Origin of the sequence: Streptomyces changanensis, from assembly GCF_024600715.1 — a bacterium.
GTDB classification, from domain to species: domain Bacteria; phylum Actinomycetota; class Actinomycetes; order Streptomycetales; family Streptomycetaceae; genus Streptomyces; species Streptomyces changanensis.
Genome location: NZ_CP102332.1, coordinates 3,574,406 through 3,592,037, shown reverse-complemented (window position 1 = coordinate 3,592,037; position 17,632 = coordinate 3,574,406). Strand labels below are relative to the sequence as shown.

At 74.8% G+C, this 17,632-nt stretch carries 16 protein-coding genes; 3 read left to right on the top strand and 13 right to left on the bottom strand.

Going from position 1 to position 17,632, the window contains the following annotated elements; genetic code table 11:
• Positions 1-290 precede the first annotated feature (290 nt).
• The 9 genes from NRO40_RS15975 to NRO40_RS15935 all read right to left on the bottom strand — a co-directional run bounded on the left by NRO40_RS15975 (position 291) and on the right by NRO40_RS15935 (position 9,644).
• The gene (locus tag NRO40_RS15975) at positions 291-704 is read right to left on the bottom strand and encodes a DUF3151 domain-containing protein (protein WP_058942441.1); all 414 of its coding nucleotides are present in this window, start codon (positions 702-704) and stop codon (positions 291-293) included.
• A gap of 26 nt (positions 705-730) precedes the next feature.
• Positions 731-1,900: a MalY/PatB family protein gene (locus NRO40_RS15970; protein WP_058942440.1), complete on the bottom strand. Its 1,170-nt coding sequence runs from the start codon at positions 1,898-1,900 to the stop codon at positions 731-733.
• 202 nt (positions 1,901-2,102) lie between these two features.
• Positions 2,103-3,143: a class II fructose-bisphosphate aldolase gene (fbaA, locus tag NRO40_RS15965; protein ID WP_269803090.1), complete on the bottom strand. Its 1,041-nt coding sequence runs from the start codon at positions 3,141-3,143 to the stop codon at positions 2,103-2,105.
• A gap of 176 nt (positions 3,144-3,319) precedes the next feature.
• On the bottom strand, positions 3,320-3,868 hold the full coding sequence (gene pyrE, locus NRO40_RS15960; RefSeq protein WP_058942468.1) for an orotate phosphoribosyltransferase: 549 nt from the start codon (positions 3,866-3,868) through the stop codon (positions 3,320-3,322).
• Positions 3,869-4,107: 239 nt separating this feature from the next.
• A complete protein-coding gene (locus tag NRO40_RS15955) occupies positions 4,108-4,893 on the bottom strand; it encodes an aldose epimerase family protein (RefSeq protein ID WP_198549344.1) in 786 nt (261 codons plus the stop codon).
• A 193-nt stretch (positions 4,894-5,086) separates the two neighbouring features.
• Entirely contained in the window at positions 5,087-6,070 is a 984-nt protein-coding gene (locus NRO40_RS15950; protein ID WP_058942437.1) for an SRPBCC domain-containing protein, read from the bottom strand.
• Positions 6,071-6,266: 196 nt separating this feature from the next.
• Positions 6,267-7,907: a polyamine aminopropyltransferase gene (locus tag NRO40_RS15945; protein ID WP_058942436.1), complete on the bottom strand. Its 1,641-nt coding sequence runs from the start codon at positions 7,905-7,907 to the stop codon at positions 6,267-6,269.
• 200 nt (positions 7,908-8,107) lie between these two features.
• Complete coding sequence (locus tag NRO40_RS15940) at positions 8,108-8,707, bottom strand: DUF2617 family protein (protein WP_079047081.1); 600 nt, start codon at positions 8,705-8,707, stop codon at positions 8,108-8,110.
• Positions 8,708-9,419: 712 nt separating this feature from the next.
• Positions 9,420-9,644 carry a hypothetical protein gene (locus tag NRO40_RS15935; RefSeq protein ID WP_079047080.1) on the bottom strand — a complete coding sequence of 75 codons (225 nt, stop codon included), beginning with the start codon at positions 9,642-9,644 and terminating at the stop codon, positions 9,420-9,422.
• A gap of 150 nt (positions 9,645-9,794) precedes the next feature.
• On the opposite strand from NRO40_RS15935, the gene NRO40_RS15930 reads away from it, so the two are divergent.
• Positions 9,795-10,976, top strand: coding sequence for a pyridoxal phosphate-dependent aminotransferase (locus NRO40_RS15930; protein ID WP_058942434.1), 1,182 nt, complete (start codon positions 9,795-9,797; stop codon positions 10,974-10,976).
• 119 nt (positions 10,977-11,095) lie between these two features.
• Here NRO40_RS15930 and NRO40_RS15925 read toward each other — a convergent pair whose 3' ends face one another.
• Positions 11,096-11,626 (bottom strand): type III secretion system chaperone family protein, encoded by a 531-nt coding sequence (locus tag NRO40_RS15925; RefSeq protein WP_058942433.1) that lies wholly within the window; start codon positions 11,624-11,626, stop codon positions 11,096-11,098.
• A gap of 164 nt (positions 11,627-11,790) precedes the next feature.
• Positions 11,791-14,376: an ATP-dependent chaperone ClpB gene (gene clpB / locus NRO40_RS15920; protein ID WP_058942432.1), complete on the bottom strand. Its 2,586-nt coding sequence runs from the start codon at positions 14,374-14,376 to the stop codon at positions 11,791-11,793.
• 124 nt (positions 14,377-14,500) lie between these two features.
• Between clpB and NRO40_RS15915 the strand changes: the two genes are divergently transcribed.
• Positions 14,501-14,914 carry a pyridoxamine 5'-phosphate oxidase family protein gene (locus NRO40_RS15915; protein WP_058942431.1) on the top strand — a complete coding sequence of 138 codons (414 nt, stop codon included), beginning with the start codon at positions 14,501-14,503 and terminating at the stop codon, positions 14,912-14,914.
• 276 nt (positions 14,915-15,190) lie between these two features.
• Here the strand turns inward: NRO40_RS15915 and NRO40_RS15910 are convergent, their stop codons facing one another.
• Positions 15,191-15,508, bottom strand: coding sequence for a Rieske (2Fe-2S) protein (locus NRO40_RS15910; RefSeq protein WP_058942430.1), 318 nt, complete (start codon positions 15,506-15,508; stop codon positions 15,191-15,193).
• A gap of 370 nt (positions 15,509-15,878) precedes the next feature.
• On the opposite strand from NRO40_RS15910, the gene NRO40_RS15905 reads away from it, so the two are divergent.
• Entirely contained in the window at positions 15,879-16,916 is a 1,038-nt protein-coding gene (locus tag NRO40_RS15905; protein ID WP_198549346.1) for a helix-turn-helix transcriptional regulator, read from the top strand.
• A 259-nt stretch (positions 16,917-17,175) separates the two neighbouring features.
• Here the strand turns inward: NRO40_RS15905 and NRO40_RS15900 are convergent, their stop codons facing one another.
• Entirely contained in the window at positions 17,176-17,628 is a 453-nt protein-coding gene (locus NRO40_RS15900; RefSeq protein WP_058942428.1) for a heat shock protein transcriptional repressor HspR, read from the bottom strand.
• Positions 17,629-17,632: the final 4 nt, after the last annotated feature.

Here is a 17,632-nt window from a genome sequence, read left to right as displayed (position 1 = left end):
CTGTGCGATCGTACCGGCCGGTCACCACACGGTCCGGTCCCACCTCGCCGCCCGGTCCCGCGGCACCGGCGCGCCACCGCCCCCCGCGAGCCCGTGCCCCCGGCCCGGGCCCGGCCCGGAGGATCCCGTTCCGCCGGAGGACGGAAACGGGCCCCGCCTCCGGCGTGTCGCCGGGACCGGGGCCCATCGAAAGCGGGGCCCGCCAGGGCCGGGGCCCAGCGCCGCACCGGGGGCTGGACCCACCGGGCCTCAGGCGGTGTCGCGCGCGGCCCCGGTCCCCCTGGGCGGCGTCAGCCCAGCGTGTCCGCGGCGAGCGGCGACGAGTCGCGCAGGAACGTCGCGCAGCGCTCGTACTCCTCCTTCTCGCCGATCGCCTGCGCGGCCCGCGCCAGGGCGTGCAGGGCGCGCAGGAAGCCGCGGTTCGGCTCGTGCTCCCACGGCACGGGACCGTGGCCCTTCCAGCCGTTGCGGCGCAGGGCGTCCAGGCCCCGGTGGTAGCCGGTGCGGGCGTACGCGTACGACTCGACGACCCGGCCGCCCTCGTAGGCGGCGTCGGCGAGGCGCGCCCAGGCGAGCGAGGACGTCGGGTACTGCGCGGCGACCTCCTCCGGCGCGGTCCCGGCCTCCAGCAGCTCGCGCGGACCGGGCTCGTCGGGCAGGTGGGTGGGGGGCGGTCCCCCCAGCAGGTTCTCGTGAATGGCCATGGCCCCAGTGTCCTACGGCGGCCGGGTCACTCCGCGAGACGGGTCAGGGTGCGGACCAGCGCGTCGACGCCCCGCTCGGCCTTGGCGCGCGGGCAGCCGAGGTTGATCCGCACGAATCCGGCCGTGCCGTACACCGTGCCGCGCCGGACGGCGACCCGTTCGCGCCGGACCAGCTCCTCGTCGAGCGACCCGTCGTCCACGCCGAGCGGCCGCAGGTCGACCCAGGCGAGGTACCCGGCCTGCGGCGGCGCGTACAGGGCGCGGCCGGGGAAGGCATCCTCCAGCCGGTGGGCGAGCAGCCGCAGGTTCCCCGCGACGTACGCGCGCAGCTGGTCCAGCCAGGGCCCGCCGTGCCGGTAGGCGGCGGTGTGCGCGGTGAGGGAGAGCACGGACGGCGCGGTGAGGCCCTCGCCGTACTCCAGCCGGCGGTCGAACGCGGCCCGGTCGGCCGGGTCGCCGAGCACGCCGTACGCCCCGTTCAGCGCGGGGAAGTTGAACGCCTTCGACCCCGAGGTGAGCAACGCCCAACGACCCCCGACCGGCGCGACGGCCGGCCACGGCACGTGAGGGTGGCCGTCGTGGGCGAGGTCGCCGTGGATCTCGTCGCTGACGACGGCCACCCCGTGCGCGGCGGCGAGCACCGCGAACCGCTCCAGTTCGGCCCGGCTCCACACCCGGCCCGTCGGGTTGTGCGGCGAGCACAGCAGCAGCACCCGGCTGTCGGGGCGCGCCAGCTCCCGTTCCAGGGCCGCCCGGTCGCCGACCGGGACGCCCCGCGCCTCCCGTCCGAGCCCGGCGAGGGTCTTGGTGAAGCCGTCGTACGTCGGCACGTGCACCACGACGCCGTCACCCGGCCGGGTCCACATCCGCAGCAGCTGCGCCAGGCCGTTCACCACGGACGGGCCGAAGACGAGCGCCGCCGGGTCGAGCTCCAGGTCGTACCGCCGGCCGTACCACTCGCGCACGGCGTCCGGGAAGGCCGTGTACCGCCAGTCGGCATACCCGAACACCCCCTGCGCGACGCGTTCTCGGACAGCGTCGAGCACTTCCGGCGGTGAGCGGAAGTCCATGTCGGAGATGGTGAACGGGACCAGGTCCGGCACCCCGTACAGGTCCGGCAGCACGTCCCACTGGAACGAGCCGGTGCCGCGTAGCGGCACCTCCGTGTCGAAGTCGTACACCCGGTCCTGCGGCATGCTTCCCCTTCCGGCGCGCTTCCGGCGTTCCGGTGTCGCTCCCGGCCGGCGCGGCGTCGCTCCGGACCGGCGCGGCGTCGCTCCCGGCCGGCGCGGCGCTGCCTCCCACGGGTGCGGCGTCGCGTCCGCGCGGCCGGCCACGGGCACGGGCCCGGCACCGCGCGCTCGCGGTGCCGGGCCCGGCCGGTCGCCGTGGCGGCGACTACTTCAGCCTGGTGCCCGCCGAGCGGAGCGCCTGGCAGGCCTCGGCGACGCGCGCGGCCATGCCCGCCTCGGCCAGCTTGCCCCAGGTGCGCGGGTCGTACGTCTTCTTCGAGCCGACCTCGCCGTCGACCTTCAGGACGCCGTCGTAGTTCTTGAACATGTGGTCCGCGACCGGACGGGTGAAGGCGTACTGGGTGTCGGTGTCGAGGTTCATCTTCACGACGCCGTTCTCCAGCGCGGTGGCGATCTCCTCGGCGGTCGAGCCGGAGCCGCCGTGGAAGACGAAGTCGAACGGGTCGGCCTTGCCGAAGCGCTCGGCGACGCCCTGCTGGAGGTCCTTCAGCAGCTCGGGGCGGAGCACGACGTTGCCCGGCTTGTACACGCCGTGGACGTTGCCGAAGGAGGCGGCCAGCAGGTACCGGCCCTGCTCGCCCAGGCCGAGGGCCTCGGCGGTGCGGACGGCGTCGTCGACGGTGGTGTACAGCTCGTCGTTGATCTCGTGGGTGACGCCGTCCTCCTCGCCGCCGGTCGGGGTGATCTCGACCTCGAGGATGATCCGGGCGGCGGCGGCCTGCGCGAGGAGTTCGCGGCCGATGGCCAGGTTGTCGGCGAGGGTCTCCGCGGAGCCGTCCCACATGTGGGACTGGAACAGCGGGTTCTCGCCCTTGGCGACGCGCTCGGCGGAGACCGCGATCAGCGGGCGGACGTAGCCGTCGAGCTTGTCCTTCGGGCAGTGGTCGGTGTGGAGGGCGATGGTGACGTCGTACTTCGCGGCGACGATGTGGGCGAACTCGGCGAGCGCGACGGCGCCGGTCACCATGTCCTTGTTGTGCTGGCCGCCCAGGAACTCCGCGCCACCGGTCGAGATCTGGATGATGCCGTCGCTCTCGGCCTCGGCGAAGCCGCGCAGGGCGGCGTGCAGGGTCTGCGACGACGTCACGTTGATGGCCGGGTAGGCGAACTTGCCTGCCTTCGCCCGGTCGAGCATCTCGTTGTAGACCTCGGGGGTTGCGATGGGCATCTGTCCGCTCCTTGTGATCTGCGGTTGCGTAGCGTTGCTGATCCCTGACCTGGGGGCGACGTCATCGTCGCACCCATCTTCCCAGACGGCCCCGCGGGCTCCACCCCCCGGACGCCGCCGTGACGCACGACGCGTGCGCCGTTCCGGGGGAACGGCGCACGCGTCGAGGAAGCCGCAGGTCGAGCGGCCGGGAGTCAGCCGAGGCCCAGCTCGTCCAGGGCGAAGGCGTACCGGTAGGGCACCCCGGCGGTCCCGCTGATCTTCTCGCCGGCGCCGGTCGCCCGGTCCACGATCGTCGCGACGGCGACGACCTCGGCACCCGCCTCGCGGACCGCCTCGACGGCGGTCAGCGGGGAGCCGCCGGTGGTGGAGGTGTCCTCCACCACCAGGACGCGGCGGCCCTTGATGTCCGGGCCCTCGACGCGGCGCTGCATGCCGTGCGCCTTGGCGGCCTTGCGGACGACGAACGCGTCCAGGGCGCGGCCGCGGGCGGCGGCGGCGTGCAGCATCGACGTGGCGACGGGGTCGGCGCCGAGGGTCAGGCCGCCCACCGCGTCGAAGTCGAGGTCGGCGGTCAGATCGAGCATGACCTGACCCACGAGCGGCGCGGCGGCGCCGTCCAGCGTGATCCGGCGGAGGTCGACGTAGTAGTCGGCCTCCAGACCCGAGGAGAGGGTCACCTTGCCGTGCACCACGGCCTTGTCCTTGATCTGCCGGAGCAGATCGGCTCGTACGTCAGTCATGCCCACGAGCTTAAGCGGCACCGTCCGCACCGGGCACGACCGGCCGCTCGCACCCCCGTACCGGCCGGTCCTGTCCCGCACCGGCCGGTCCCGTTCGGGGCGGCCGGTCCCACCCCACCGCGCCGACCGCTCGCCTCCCGCACCGGCCGGTCCCGCCCCGTGGCGAGGCGGAGGCGGCGGAGGCGGCGGCGGCGGAGGCAGCGGCGGCGGCCCGAGCCGGAGGTGGCGCGGCCCGCGCGTCAGAGGCGGCGCCAGGTCCACGTGGTGGCGACCTCCAGCGGGTCGATGGGGGTGACGAGCCGCGGGTGGGTGTTCAGCCCGTTCGGCGGACCCGACTGCGGCTCGACGCAGACGGCGGCCTCCTGCTCGTCGTAGACGACGACCCACGGGGAGCGGCTCGCCACCTCGAGCTCCAGCACCCCGGGCCAGGTCAGCGTGGCGCTGACGCCGTCGGGCATGCCGAAGCAGTCGTCCCAGGGGCCGGGCCGGGGCTCGACGCGCCGGCCGGTGGGGAGGTGGTCGTCGCCGCGCTCCTCCTGCCAGGCGGGGGCGAAGTCGAGGGCCACCTCGCTGCCGTCGACGGTCCGGTTGAACCACGGGTGCCAGCCGGCCTGCGCGGGGAACGAGTCGTCGTACGTCTCGACGCCCAGCCGCAGCGTGAGCGAGGAGTCGGTCAGCTCGACGGTCTGCGTGACCCGGCCGGTGTACGGCCACGGGTCGGCCAGGTCGTACGTGAAGACCGCCTCCGTCGCGTCCGCGCGGGCCGTGCGCCACGCGGTGTCGCGGCCGGTGCCGTGGATGGCGTGCGGGGGCGCGTTGAGCGGCAGTCGGTGCCGGGTCGCGCCGTTGAGGAAGGCGCCCCGGTCGGTGCGCCCGCACCAGGGCACCATCGGGAAGCAGCCGTACCGCTCGCCCTGCCGCAGCAGTTCCGCGCCGGCCACGCGCAGGCTGCCCAACCGGCAGCCGTTGGCGGGCGTGATGGTCAACTCGACGTCTCCGGCGGCCAGCCGGACGTTCTCACTCATGCTCACCCCACCGACCCTAGGGGGTGACTCGTCCGTCGGGCCGGATCAGGGAGCGACTGTCCGGTGGCGTGGGCGACCGACGACGCCGCGCTGGGGCATGTCCCGTGCCCGAACGGCGCGGGAGAGCGTGCCGTGCCGGACGCGCGAGCCCGGCCTGACCGGCAGGACACCGCCCCGGAGGAGTCCGGGACCCTCAGCCGCGGCGGCGCAGGGCGCGGCCGACGACGACCGCCGAGGCGATGGCGAGCGCGGCGGCGGGGGCGAGCCAGCGCAGCGCGGCTGAACCGACACGGTGGTCGGGGCCGGGCACGGGGGCGTACCTGCCGCGGGGCGGGGAGTGGTCGACCTCCTCGGCGCTGCGGCCGATCATGGTCCGCCGGGCGTGCGCGGCCTCGACGGCGGGCTCGCCGGGGACCGTCTCGTCGAGCGGGAAGCCGTCGACGGCGAACGGGTCCAGGGCGGCCGGGTCCAGGGAGGGCGGCGGGACCGGCGTGTCGAAGACGGTGGGGCGCCGCCCGGCCTCGTCGTCGGCCGCGTCGTCACCGGCGGCGGTGTGGGCGGCGTCGGCGGCGTCGCCCGCGGCGGCGTCCGGGGCGGCGTCCGGGGCGGCGTCGACGGCGGTCGGCTCCACGGCGCCGTCGTCGACCCCGTCGTGGTCCACGTCGCCGGGACCGCCCGCGTCGTCCGCGTCGTCCGGACCGGTCACGCCGTCCTGCGGGCCCGCGGTGGCGGCCGGGGCGGCCGGAGCCGCCGCGCCGCGGGCGAGGGCCTCGCCGAGACGGTCCAGCAGGCGCTGGGCCGCCGCGGTGACCGCGTCGTCCGGCAGCTCGGCCAGGCGCCCCTCGGCGCCGGCGGAACCGGTGAACACCAGGGTGGTGCCGTCCTCCGCCGGGGTGAGCCGGGCGGTCAGCGCGACCTTCACCGCCCCGCCGCCGCGCACTTCGGAGCCCTCGCCCTCGACGGCGTACGCGCCGTCCTCCCGGGCGGTGAGGTGCAGCTCGCCGCGGTAGGTGATGGTGTGCCCGCCGACGCGCACCCGGAGGCGGCCGGACAGCGGCCCCGCGGCGCCGTCCGCGTCCTGTTGGAGCCCTGGGACGCAGCGGGCGACGCGGGCCGGGTCGGCCAGCAGGTCGCGGAGGGGCGGCTCGGCAACCGGAACGAACACCTCATGCTCCATGGGAGCGAGCCTACCCACGCCGGGCCGTCCCGTCCCCGCTCGCGCGCCACCGATCACCCGCCACCCGCACTCCCCCGGCGACCCGCCACCCGCGTCCCCGGCGACCCGCCGCCCGCGTCCCGGGCGACCCGGCGCCCGGGACGAGGCCGGTCCCACCGGCCCGGCCCGGCGGGCCGCCGGCCCCGTCCGGTCTCGGTCATCGGCCGTAGCGGGGGTGGGTCAGGGTCGACGGGGGCAGGGCCGGCACGCGGGTCCGTTCCGCGCGGCGTGCCGCGGCCGCCAGGACGTCCGGCGTCGGCGCGCCCCGCGCCGCTGCCCCCGGGGCGGGCGCGAGGGCGGGTGGGCCCGGAGCGCGGGACGAGGCGGGCGCGGCCAGGAGGAGGCCCCAGTCGTGCGCGGGGCGCGCGGACCCGCCGGACGCGCGGCCGGGGCCGCCGGCGGAACCGGTCGGCGGCCCCGTGACGGCGTACGGCCGGGTGGCGAAGCCCGCGGCGCGCAGCGTCGCCTCCACCGTCCAGTAGACGGAGGGCCGCGCGGCGACCGGCCCGGCGTGGACGGCGAGGCGGCCGCCGGCGGCGAGCACGCGCGCGGTCAGGCCGTAGAACTCCTGCGAGTACAGCTTCGCGCCGGCGGTGCTCCCCGGGTGCGGCAGGTCCGCGAGGACGACGTCGTACGACGCGGTGCGCGGCGCGGTCCTGAGCCAGCGGAACGCGTCGGCGTGGACGACCCGCAGCCGGGGGTCTTCGTACGCGTGGTCGTTCAGCCGGGCCAGGGCCGGATCGGTGCGGGCGAGTCGGACGACGCCCGGGTCCACCTCGACGACGGTCACGTGCGCCACGTCGGCGTAGCGGAGCACCTCGCGCGCGGCGAGCCCGTCGCCGCCGCCGAGGACGAGCACGCGCGTGTGGCGCCCGCGCATGGCGGGGTGGACCAGGGCCTGGTGGTGGCGGTACGCGCCGCCGCTGATCCGCAGCCGCCCGTCCAGGTACAGGTCGGGCGGTCCGTCCCGGGCGCCGGTCAGCACGACCTCCTGCACGGACGTGCGGACGGCGACGCGGACGTGCGCGCCGTAGACGGCGCGGCGGGCGGCCCGCTCGAAGTCCTCCACCAGCAGCGCGGCGACGGCGAGCAGGCCGAGGACGGCGGCGTTGACGCAGACGAGCAGCAGCCGTTCGCGGCCCGACAGGTCGCGGGCGAAGAGCCACAGCACGATGGCCCCGCCCACCACGGCGTTCACCACGCCGGTCAGGAGCGCGCCGGTGAGCTGACCGAGCCAGGGCAGCAGGACGAACGGGAAGGCGAGCCCGCCGACCAGCGCGCCCACGTAGTCGGCGGCGAACAGGTCCGCGACCGTGCCGTCGGCGTCCTGGCGGGCGCGCGGCGAGACGCGCTGGATCAGCGTCATCAGCAGCGGTATCTCGGCGCCGATCAGCACGCCGGTGGCGAGGGAGAGCACGACCAGCGTGTGCCGCGCGCCGCCCAGCCAGGCGAACGAGGCGTGCAGCGCGAGCCCGGAGCAGCCGCCGACCAGGGCGAGCAGCGCCTCCAGCAGCCCGAAGCCCACGGCGGCCCGGCGGCGCAGCCGTTTGGCGAGCAGGGAGCCGACGCCCATCGCGAAGACCATGACGGCCAGGACGACGGACGCCTGGGTGACGGAGTCGCCGATCAGGTACGAGGCGAGGGCGACCAGTTGGAGCTCGTAGACCAGTCCGCAGGCGGCGCAGACGAAGACGGCCGCGAGGACCAAGGGGCGGCCGGCGCGCGGCCCCGGCGGCCCGGGCGCCGCGTCCTCGCAGGAGGGCGGCGCCGCGGTCGGCGAGGCGGGCGCTTCGAGCATGCGCCCACGCTACGTCGCGCTCCGCTCACTCTTGGTCACCCACACGAGTGCTACCGGGGCGTCCGAGGCATGGAACGCCCACAGCCCGTGCGGACCGGCCCCGGGCCGCCACCGGAGCAGCCCCGGCCGGTCGGCAGCCGGCCCCCGCCGGTGGCGCCATCAGCAGGCCACCGACGGCGCCCCCGCGTACCGGTACCCCGTCAGCCACCGGCGGCCCCGCGTACCAGCGGGCCGTCGGACGCGGCACCGCCCTCGCGGCGCGGCCGGGCGGCCCCGTCGTCCGGGCGCCGGGCCCGGGGGGCGCGCCGCACGCTGGTCCGCGTCACCACGAGCTGTCCCTCCTGCGGGTAGGCGTGCCACGTGCGCCACCGCACCCCGCCGTCGTACCGCTGCGCCAGCATCGCGGTGAACGCGTGCGGCGAGCCGGGAAACGTCCCGGCCAGGCCGTGCGGGTGGTCGGCGACGAGCGCGAGCAGTTCCTGCGCGCGCCCGGCGAACGCGCCCCGCGACAGCGTCTCGACGCGCGCCGCGAACTCGTACTCCATACCGCCGATCCGCTCCGCCGCGCCCAGCGGCAGGGGCGTGCTGCCGCCGGGCATGCAGGCGACGGTCTCCGAGCATCTGGTGTCCCCTTCCTCCAGGAGGACCTGGTGGGACGCGCCGAGCAGTCTCAGTTGCAGCGTGGCGCCGGACAGTTCGAGGTCCAGGACGGCGAGGGCGGGCAGCGGCTCGCGCCCCAACGCCCAGGCCAGGTCGGCTGCGCGCGTGTCGGTGTACGCGGTCTGCAGGGTGGTGAGCATGAGTCAGCTCCGCAAGCACGGTGACGTGACGGGTGGACCGGGGGCGTCGTCCCGGAAGACGTTCAAAGGACGTTCAGGGGGCTGGAGGTACCGGCTCGGGGTCCACACGAGGTCCGAGGGCTCGATGTCTCGACAGCGAGGCAATCATGAACCCCGCGAGGCCCACAGCGTCTTTACCCAACTTTGCGCCGGTTCCATCCCCTCGGGGGCCTGACGGTTCAGGTGTTCACCAGAAACCGCGGGAAGAGGCGCGCAAACACACAACGGGGGCACGCCCGGCGGAAGTTCTCCCCGCCGGGCGCCCCGCCGCGGATGCGGACCGGCTGCCCCGTGTCAGCCGCCTCCGCACCCGCCCCCTCCTCCGCCCCCGTCGCAGGAGCCGCCGGACGAGCCGCCGCTCCCGCCGCCGTCGCACGACGGCGCGTCACCCCGGCCGCCGGTGCCGCCCCCCGGGCCGTCACCGCCGCCCGGGACGCCGCTCCCGGCGTCGAACCAGACGCCACCGCCGCTCGCCGTGTCGGACCGGACTCCCCCTGCGCCGGTGCTTCCGGCGCCGGTCCTCCCGGCGCCGGTGCCGGCGGTCCGGCGGCGGGCCGTCCGGCCCCCACCGGTGCCCCCGCCCCCCGTGGTGAGGGCCACGAACCCCACCGTCAGCAGCAGCAGCGCGCTGCCCACGACGACCATCCCGGTCATGTCGTCCGCCCCCCGCCGGTCAGGAACCGCCGCCGCAACCGCCGCCCCCGCCGCACGACGAGCCGCCGCCGCAGGAGTGGCCCCCACCGCCGTCCCACCAGCCGCCCGCGCCGCCGCCGGTCGACGACGAGCGCCGCCCCCGCCGGCTTCGCCGCGACGCGCCGCCGCGGGCGCCTCCCGCCGAGACGACGCGGATGATCACCGCCATCAGCGCCAGTCCCCCGAAGACCGCCATGAACTCCATGTCCGATCACCCTCCCCCGTGTGTGGTGTGCCTGGGGAATGCCCGTCCGCCACCCACGCCGAATCGCGAATTGAGCAACTCCAGAGGTTTCCGCACCGGACGCCGTACGGCCCGCGCGCGCCCTTGAGGCCGCCCGCGCTTCACCGCAGGATGGCGCCCATGACCAGAGCACCGCTCAACCGCCGTCTCGCCCCGTTCGGCACCACGATCTTCGCCGAGATGTCCGCGCTGGCGACCGCCACCGGCGCGATCAACCTCGGCCAGGGCTTCCCCGACACCGACGGCCCCGTGGAGATCCGCGAGGCGGCCGTCCGCGCCCTGCGCGAGGGCCGCGGCAACCAGTACCCGCCCGGCCCCGGCGTCCCGGAGCTACGCACCGCGATCACCGAGCACCAGCGGCGGCGGTACGGCCTCTCCTACGACCCCGACACGGAGGTCCTGGTCACCGTCGGGGCGACGGAGGCGGTCGCCGCGTCCCTGCTCGCGCTGGTCGAGCCGGGCGACGAGGTCATCGCCCTGGAGCCGTACTACGACTCGTACGCCGCGTGCGTCGCCATGGCCGGCGGCACCCGCGTCCCGGTGACCCTGCGCCCCGACCCGGCCGGCGGCCGTTTCGTCCTCGACCTGGACGAGCTGCGCGCCGCCGTCACCGACCGCACCCGGCTCATCCTGCTCAACACCCCGCACAACCCCACCGGCACCGTCCTCACCCGGGACGAGCTGGCCGCGGTGGCGGCGCTCGCGGTGGAGCGGGACCTGCTCGTCGTCACGGACGAGGTGTACGAGCACCTGGTCTTCGACGACGCGGAGCACGTGCCGATCGCGTCGTTCCCGGGGATGCGGGAGCGGACCGTGACGATCTCGTCGGCCGGCAAGACGTTCTCGTTCACCGGGTGGAAGGTCGGCTGGCTCACGGCGTCGCCCGAGCTGACGGCGGCGGTGCGGACGGCGAAGCAGTACCTGACCTTCGTGGCGTCGGGGCCGTTCCAGTACGCCGTCGCCGAGGCGCTGCGGCTGCCGGACGCGTTCTTCGCGTCGCTGCGCGCCGACCTCGCCGCCAAGCGGGACATCCTCACCGAGGGGCTGACGGCGGCGGGCTTCCGGGTGTACCGGCCGCGCGGCACGTACTTCGTGACGGCCGACGCCGCCCCGCTGGGCGCACAGGACGGGGTCGCCTTCTGCCGGTCGCTGCCGGAGCGGTGCGGGGTCGTCGCCATCCCGAACGCCGTCTTCTACGACCACCCGGAGACGGGGCGGACCCTGGTGCGGCTCGCCTTCTGCAAGGGCGAGGCCGTGCTGCGGGAGGCGGCCGAGCGCCTGGCCCGGCTGTGACGGCCACGGCGGGGCGCCCGGCCCGGCCCTGAACGGGTCCGGCCGGGGCCGCGGCCCGTCATGGGCCGCCGCCCCGGCCGGACCCGGGTACCGCGGGACGCCCGAGGGGGCGCGGGTGCTCAGACCTCGTCGCCCTCGGTGGGCGTGCCGGGCTCCAGGCCCAGCTGCTCCAGCAGCCACTTGTCGAACTCGATCGACGCGCGCACCCAGCTGACCGTGGACGACACGAAGTGCTCCAGGCTGACGCCCGTGCCGATCAGCATCTGGGCCTCGCCGATGAGCCGGACGGTGGCGCCGCCCTGCTCGTCCTCGTGGAGGTGCGTGTACACCTTGGGCCACAGGGTGCGGCGGTTCCAGTCGTCGATCGTCTCCAGGATCTTCGTACGGTCCTCGACCGGGTGCGGCCGGTCGTAGAACGTGCGGACGGAGAAGACCTGCTGCTCCGCCTCGCCGCGGAACATGAAGTAGGTGCGGAACTCCTCCCACGGCGCCGCGAGGTCACCCTCGTCGTCGACGACGTACTTGAGCTCCATCTGCTCCAGGAGCTGCTTCACCAGGTCCTGGTCGGGGACGATGGGGCCCGCCGGTCCTTCGGCCTGAGGCTGGGGCTGTCCCCCGAAATTCGGAATCGAGGACGGGTCGATGCTCACCGGGTAATTCCCTTCGTACGGATAGCCGCCATCCTCCCCCATCGTGGGCGGTCGGTGGCAAGCCCGACCGGCCCCGATCCGCTGCGGGCTGACACGGGCCCGCCCGGGCCACCCGTACGGGGGCGCCGGCCGCCCCCGTACGGCACGGGCCGTGGGGCCCGCGGTCAGCGGACCGGTTCCACCGACAGGCCGTCGTCCGTCCGGTCGACGCGGACCGTGTCGCCGTCCGTGATCGCGCCGGACAGGATGGCGCGGGCGAGGCGGTCGCCGATGGCGGTCTGCACCAGGCGGCGCAGCGGGCGCGCGCCGTAGGCCGGGTCGTTGCCCTCGACGGCGAGCCACTCCAGGGCGTCGGGCGTGACGTCCAGGGTGAGCCGCCGCTCGGCGAGGCGGCGGGCCAGGCGGCCGATCTGGAGGCGGGCGATCCGGGCCAGCTCGTCGCGGTTCAGCGCGGCGAAGACGACGATGTCGTCCAGCCGGTTGAGGAACTCGGGCTTGAAGGAGGCCCGCACGACCTCCAGCACCTGCTCCCGCTTCTCGGCCTCCGTCGTCGTCGGCTCGATCAGGTACTGGCTGCCCAGGTTGGAGGTGAGCACCAGGATGGCGTTGCGGAAGTCGACCGTGCGGCCCTGGCCGTCCGTGAGCCGCCCGTCGTCGAGGACCTGGAGCAGGACGTCGAAGACCTCCGGGTGGGCCTTCTCCACCTCGTCCAGCAGGACGACGCTGTACGGGCGGCGGCGCACCGCCTCGGTCAGCTGCCCGCCCTCCTCGTAGCCGACGTAGCCGGGGGGCGCGCCGACGAGGCGGGCGACGGAGTGCTTCTCGCCGTACTCCGACATGTCGATGCGGACCATGGCCCGCTCGTCGTCGAAGAGGAAGTCGGCGAGCGCCTTGGCCAGCTCGGTCTTGCCGACGCCTGTCGGGCCGAGGAAGAGGAACGAGCCGGTCGGCCGGTCGGGGTCGGCGATGCCGGCCCGCGTGCGGCGCACGGCGTCGGAGACGGCCCGGACGGCCTCGCTCTGGCCGATCAGGCGCCGGCCCAGCTCCTCCTCCATGCGCAGCAGCTTCTGCGTCTCGCCCTCCAGGAGACGGCCGGCGGGGATGCCGGTCCAGGAGCCGACGACGTCGGCGATGTCGTCCGGGCCGACCTCCTCCTTGACCATGGTGTCCTTGGCGGCCTCCTGCTCGGCCTCGCTGGCCTCCTCCAGCTCGCGCTCGACGGCCGGGATCTCGCCGTAGAGCAGCTTGGAGGCGGTGTCGAAGTCGCCGTCGCGCTGGGCCCGCTCGGCCTGGCCGCGCAGGTCGTCCAGCTTCTCCTTCAGCTCACCGACGCGGTTGAGGCCCTGCTTCTCCTTCTCCCAGCGGGCGGTCAGGCCGCGCAGCTCCTCCTCCTTGTCGGCGAGGTCGCGGCGCAGCTTCTCCAGCCGCTGCACGGAGGCCGGGTCGCTCTCGTTCTTCAGCGCCAGCTCTTCCATGCGCAGGCGGTCGACGGCGCGCTGGAGCTCGTCGATCTCGACGGGCGAGGAGTCGATCTCCATGCGGAGCCGGGATGCCGCCTCGTCGACGAGGTCGATGGCCTTGTCGGGGAGGAAACGGGAGGTGATGTACCGGTCGGAGAGGGTCGCGGCGGCGACGAGCGCGGAGTCCGCGATCTGTACCTTGTGGTGCGCCTCGTACCGGCCCTTGAGGCCGCGCAGGATGGCGATGGTGTCCTCGACGGTCGGCTCGGCGACCAGGACCTGCTGGAAGCGGCGCTCCAGCGCGGGGTCCTTCTCGATGCGCTCGCGGTACTCGTCGAGGGTGGTCGCGCCCACCATGCGCAGCTCGCCGCGGGCCAGCATGGGCTTGAGCATGTTGCCCGCGTCCATCGCGGAGTCGCCGCCGGCGCCCGCGCCGACGACCGTGTGCAGCTCGTCGATGAAGGTGACGACCTGGCCGTCGCTCTCCTTGATCTCCGACAGGACGGTCTTCAGCCGCTCCTCGAACTCGCCGCGGTACTTCGCGCCGGCGACCATGGCGCCCAGGTCGAGGGAGACCAGCCGCTTGTCGCGCAGCGACTCGGGGACGTCGCCCTTCACGATCCGCTGGGCGAGCCCCTCGACGACGGCGGTCTTGCCGACGCCGGGCTCACCGATGAGGACGGGGTTGTTCTTGGTGCGACGGGAGAGCACCTGCACGACGCGGCGGATCTCCTGGTCGCGGCCGATCACCGGGTCGAGCCGGCCCTCGCGGGCGGCGGCGGTGAGGTCCGTGCCGAACTTCTCCAGCGCCTTGTACTGCCCCTCGGGGTCCGGCGTGGTGACGCGGCGGCTGCCCCGCGCGCGGGTGAAGGCGGCCAGCAGCTTCCCGGCGGTCGCGCCCTGCCGCGTGAGGAGCTCACCCGCGGCGCCGCCCTTGGCCGCGACGCCGACGAGCAGGTGCTCCGTGGAGAGGTACTCGTCGCCGAGCTCGCGCGCCCGGGCCTGGGCGTCGGCGACCACGGCGAGCAGGTCGCGGTTGGGTTGCGGCGGGGCGACGGTCGACCCGGTGACGCTGGGGAGGCCGGCGAGCAGCCGCTCCGCCCCGGCGCGCACGGCCGCCTGGTCGGCGTCGACGGCGGCGAGCAGGTCGGTGAGGTTCTCGTTGTCCTGGCCGGAGAGCAGCGCCAGCAGCAGGTGCGCCGGCGTCAGGTCGGCGTGCCCGCCCGACACGGCGCGGTTGGTCGCGGCGTTCAGCGCGTCCCGGCTCTTGTTGGTCAGCTCGGCGTCCACGGGTACTGGGTCCTCCTCGGCTGCTGATGCGTCGTACCGGCCTTATGACTCAGCCAACGTCGACAAAGTTGAGTCTATTCCACTCAAGGTGGTGGGTGCCAGCAGCCGCCGGTAGGTTCCGGACATGGCCATCGACCTGCGGGACCCCGGCGCCTCCTACGTCAGCTTCTGGCGCGAGCGCCACATGTGCACCCTGACGACCCACCGTCCCGACGGTTCGCCGCACGTGGTGCCGGTCGGCGTCACCTACGACCCGGACGGCGGCGCGCGGGGCGTGGCCCGGGTGATCACCAACAAGCACAGCCGCAAGGTGGCGAACGTGCTGGCGGCGGGGTCCGACGGCGCCCGGGTCGCGGTGTGCCAGGTGGCCGCGGGCCGCTGGGCGACGCTGGAGGGCCTGGCCGTGGTCCGCACGGAACCGGACGTCGTCGCGGACGCCGTCGCGCGGTACGCGGAGCGGTACGGGCGCACCCCGACGCCGAACCCGGACCGGGTCGTGATCGAGATCACGCTCACCCGCGCGATGGGACGGGCCTAGACCGAGGGACGCGCGGGGCCCGGCGGGCGCGCGGGGCACACACCGCGGGGTGGGCGCCCGGGGCGCGCGGCGCGGGGTGGGCGCCCGGGGCGCGCGGGACGCGGCCGGATCGCGGGGCGCGCGGCGCGGGCCCGGATCGCGGGGCGCGCGGCGCGGGCCCGGATCGCGGGGCGCGCGGGACGCGGACAGCACAGCGGCGCCATCGTGTTTCAGGTCCACGATGGCGCCGCTGTGTGGGGGAAGCACCTGAGCGATCTACAACGACGGGGGAATCGCTCAGGCGCTGCGGGGGGTGGCGGTGGGGGCCTCGGCCTCGACCAGCTGATGGTCACGCTGGTCGAGGTTGACGAAGATCATTCCGTAGCGGATGGCGCAGCGGACGGGCTGCGGCGCACCGCGCGGCCGACGGAGGCACCGGTAGGCGCGGATGTCCTCGTCGTCGCCGCGGGTGATGACGATCGGCTCCCCGAAGAGGGTGACCATCAACGAATCGCCACCCTGGGGGACTGCGGTGACGAGGTCGATGAAGTGCCACCCGGAACGGTAGGCGGACGCCATCTCGCGGCGGAATCGGGAGTCGTCGGGGACGTTCATGCGGCGACACCCGTCGGCGTGGAGTCGGCGCTGTCCCAAGAGGGCTCCCCGAAGGTCGTCGGGGCGACCTCCCACGAAGGCTCAGGGATGCCCGCCGGCCCGACCTCCCACGCAGGCTCACCTGCGACGACGCTGTTCGCGGACACCGTGTCCCACGACGGCTCGCCGCTGAGGGCGGCGACACCGCACGCGGCCGCCGCGGCGACAGCTATGGCGCTAAGTGCACGAACCATCCTGGTCATGGACGATCTCCACCTCTTTTTGTCCTTACCTCCTCCCCCGCGTCTATGACGATGGCTCACTCCGAACGCTTCCACCAGCCAGTACAGGCATCATGTTCCTGAAATACAGGACCCTGAGGGGGGTGCAGATGCGGTCTAAGGTGGACAATCCGGAAACCGGGCACAGTCATGACGAGCTGTGCGAAGCCGGAAAGCACCTGTACGCGGCCGCCCTGCGCGCCGGCCGGATAGCCCGTACGGAGGTCGACGCGGCGCCCTGCCTCATCGACCTCGCCCTGCTGCATCCGGATCCGGACGATTCCCAGTGGCTGCGGCCCGTGCCTCCGTCCATCGCCCTCAACCAGCTGATACACCCCATCGAGCGGGAGATCCAGCAGCGCAGGCAGCGGGCCCTGTCGTTGGCCGATGCATTCGAGCCGTTCATGACGATCCCCGCGGCGGCCCCGTGCACCAGTGCGGCGATCAACGTCCTGGAGGGTCTGGCGGTCATCAACGCCGAACTGGACCGCGTGACGGACGAGTGCGCGGTCGAACTCCTCACCATCCAGCCGGGCAGCGGACGGAAACCCGAGACTGTCAAGGCCGCCTTGCGGCGGGTGGAGCCCCTGCTGGGCCGCGGTGTCCGAATGCGGACCCTCTACCAGCACACCGCGCGGCACCACTCGGCGACCATGGGGTACGTCGAGCGGATCACGCCGTACGGGCTGGAGGTCCGCACGCTGGAGGAGATCATCGACCGGTTGATCATCGTCGACCGCAAGGTCGCCTTCATACCGGCCCGCAGCGACCGCCAGGTGGCCCTGGAGCTGCGGCACGAGGGACTGGTGCAGTACCTCGTCGGCGTGTTCGAGCAGTTCTGGCTGCACGGCATCCCGTGGGAGGAGGAGGTCGTCTCGTACGCCCCCGCCCTCAACGGCATAAGCGGCATCCAGCGGTCCATCGCCAAGCTCCTCGTCGAGGGCCACGTCGACGAGGCCATCGCCCGCCGGCTCGGCATGAACGTCCGCACCTGCCGCGCCCACATCGCCAAGCTCGCCTCCACCCTGGGCAGCGGCAGCCGCGCCCAGCTCGGCTACCTCATCGCCCGCTCCGGCATCCTCGACCAGGACCAGGACCTCACCCCCCGCACCCCGGGACCGGAGGAGCCACCGCGCGGCCACGACTGACGCCCCGCCGGCCGCGGACACCCGCAGGGGGCGGGCACCCGCACCCGCACGGCCCCTGACTCGCACGAGGGCGGCCCTGACCCGCATGAGGGCCGCCCCCGGACCCGCATGGTCCGGGCCCCCCGCACGAGGGCGGCTCCTGACCCGCACGGCCCGGCCCCGGCACGCGGAAGGCCCCCTCCGGAGAGGGGGCCTTCGAAACGTCCACGGGCCGGACGCCGCACGCCGAACGCGCCGAACCGACCGCCGCACTGGGTGGCTACTCGCCGCCCCGGCGCGTACCCGGGCGCCACACGACCAGCGCGCCCGTCTGCTGCACCTCCTGGTACGGCACCAGGTCGCGCCGGTACGAGGCGTGGACCTGGGCCTCGCGCTGGCGTATCGCCGCCGCCGCACCCTCGACCGCCGCCGACAGCTCGGCCACCCGCGCCTGCAGCGCGGCGACCTGGTTCTCCAGCTCGATGATGCGCTTGATTCCGGCCAGGTTGATGCCCTCGTCCTGCGACAGCTGCTGCACCTGCCGGAGCAGCTCGATGTCGCGGGCCGAGTAGCGCCGTCCCCGCCCGGCCGTACGGTCCGGCGAGACGAGTCCCAGCCGGTCGTACTGGCGCAGCGTCTGCGGGTGCAACCCGCTGAGCTGGGCCGCCACCGAGATGACGTACACCGGAGTCTCGTCGGTCAGTTCGTACGGGTTGCGTCGGCGTGCGTCCATTGCG

What these genes read in the sequence shown, in the direction of transcription:
- pyrE (WP_058942468.1), bottom strand. Translation starts at nt 3,868, where the DNA reads ATGACTGACGTACGAGCCGATCTGCTCCGGCAGATCAAGGACAAGGCC.
- NRO40_RS15940 (WP_079047081.1), bottom strand. Translation starts at nt 8,707, where the DNA reads ATGCTCACCACCCTGCAGACCGCGTACACCGACACGCGCGCAGCCGAC.
- NRO40_RS15930 (WP_058942434.1), top strand. Translation starts at nt 9,795, where the DNA reads ATGGCGCCCATGACCAGAGCACCGCTCAACCGCCGTCTCGCCCCGTTC.
- NRO40_RS15910 (WP_058942430.1), bottom strand. Translation starts at nt 15,508, where the DNA reads ATGAACGTCCCCGACGACTCCCGATTCCGCCGCGAGATGGCGTCCGCC.
- NRO40_RS15975 (WP_058942441.1), bottom strand. Translation starts at nt 704, where the DNA reads ATGGCCATTCACGAGAACCTGCTGGGGGGACCGCCCCCCACCCACCTG.
- NRO40_RS15955 (WP_198549344.1), bottom strand. Translation starts at nt 4,893, where the DNA reads ATGAGTGAGAACGTCCGGCTGGCCGCCGGAGACGTCGAGTTGACCATC.
- NRO40_RS15915 (WP_058942431.1), top strand. Translation starts at nt 14,501, where the DNA reads ATGGCCATCGACCTGCGGGACCCCGGCGCCTCCTACGTCAGCTTCTGG.
- NRO40_RS15970 (WP_058942440.1), bottom strand. Translation starts at nt 1,900, where the DNA reads ATGCCGCAGGACCGGGTGTACGACTTCGACACGGAGGTGCCGCTACGC.
- NRO40_RS15950 (WP_058942437.1), bottom strand. Translation starts at nt 6,070, where the DNA reads ATGGAGCATGAGGTGTTCGTTCCGGTTGCCGAGCCGCCCCTCCGCGAC.
- NRO40_RS15935 (WP_079047080.1), bottom strand. Translation starts at nt 9,644, where the DNA reads ATGGAGTTCATGGCGGTCTTCGGGGGACTGGCGCTGATGGCGGTGATC.
- NRO40_RS15900 (WP_058942428.1), bottom strand. Translation starts at nt 17,628, where the DNA reads ATGGACGCACGCCGACGCAACCCGTACGAACTGACCGACGAGACTCCG.
- NRO40_RS15945 (WP_058942436.1), bottom strand. Translation starts at nt 7,907, where the DNA reads ATGCTCGAAGCGCCCGCCTCGCCGACCGCGGCGCCGCCCTCCTGCGAG.
- NRO40_RS15905 (WP_198549346.1), top strand. Translation starts at nt 15,879, where the DNA reads ATGCGGTCTAAGGTGGACAATCCGGAAACCGGGCACAGTCATGACGAG.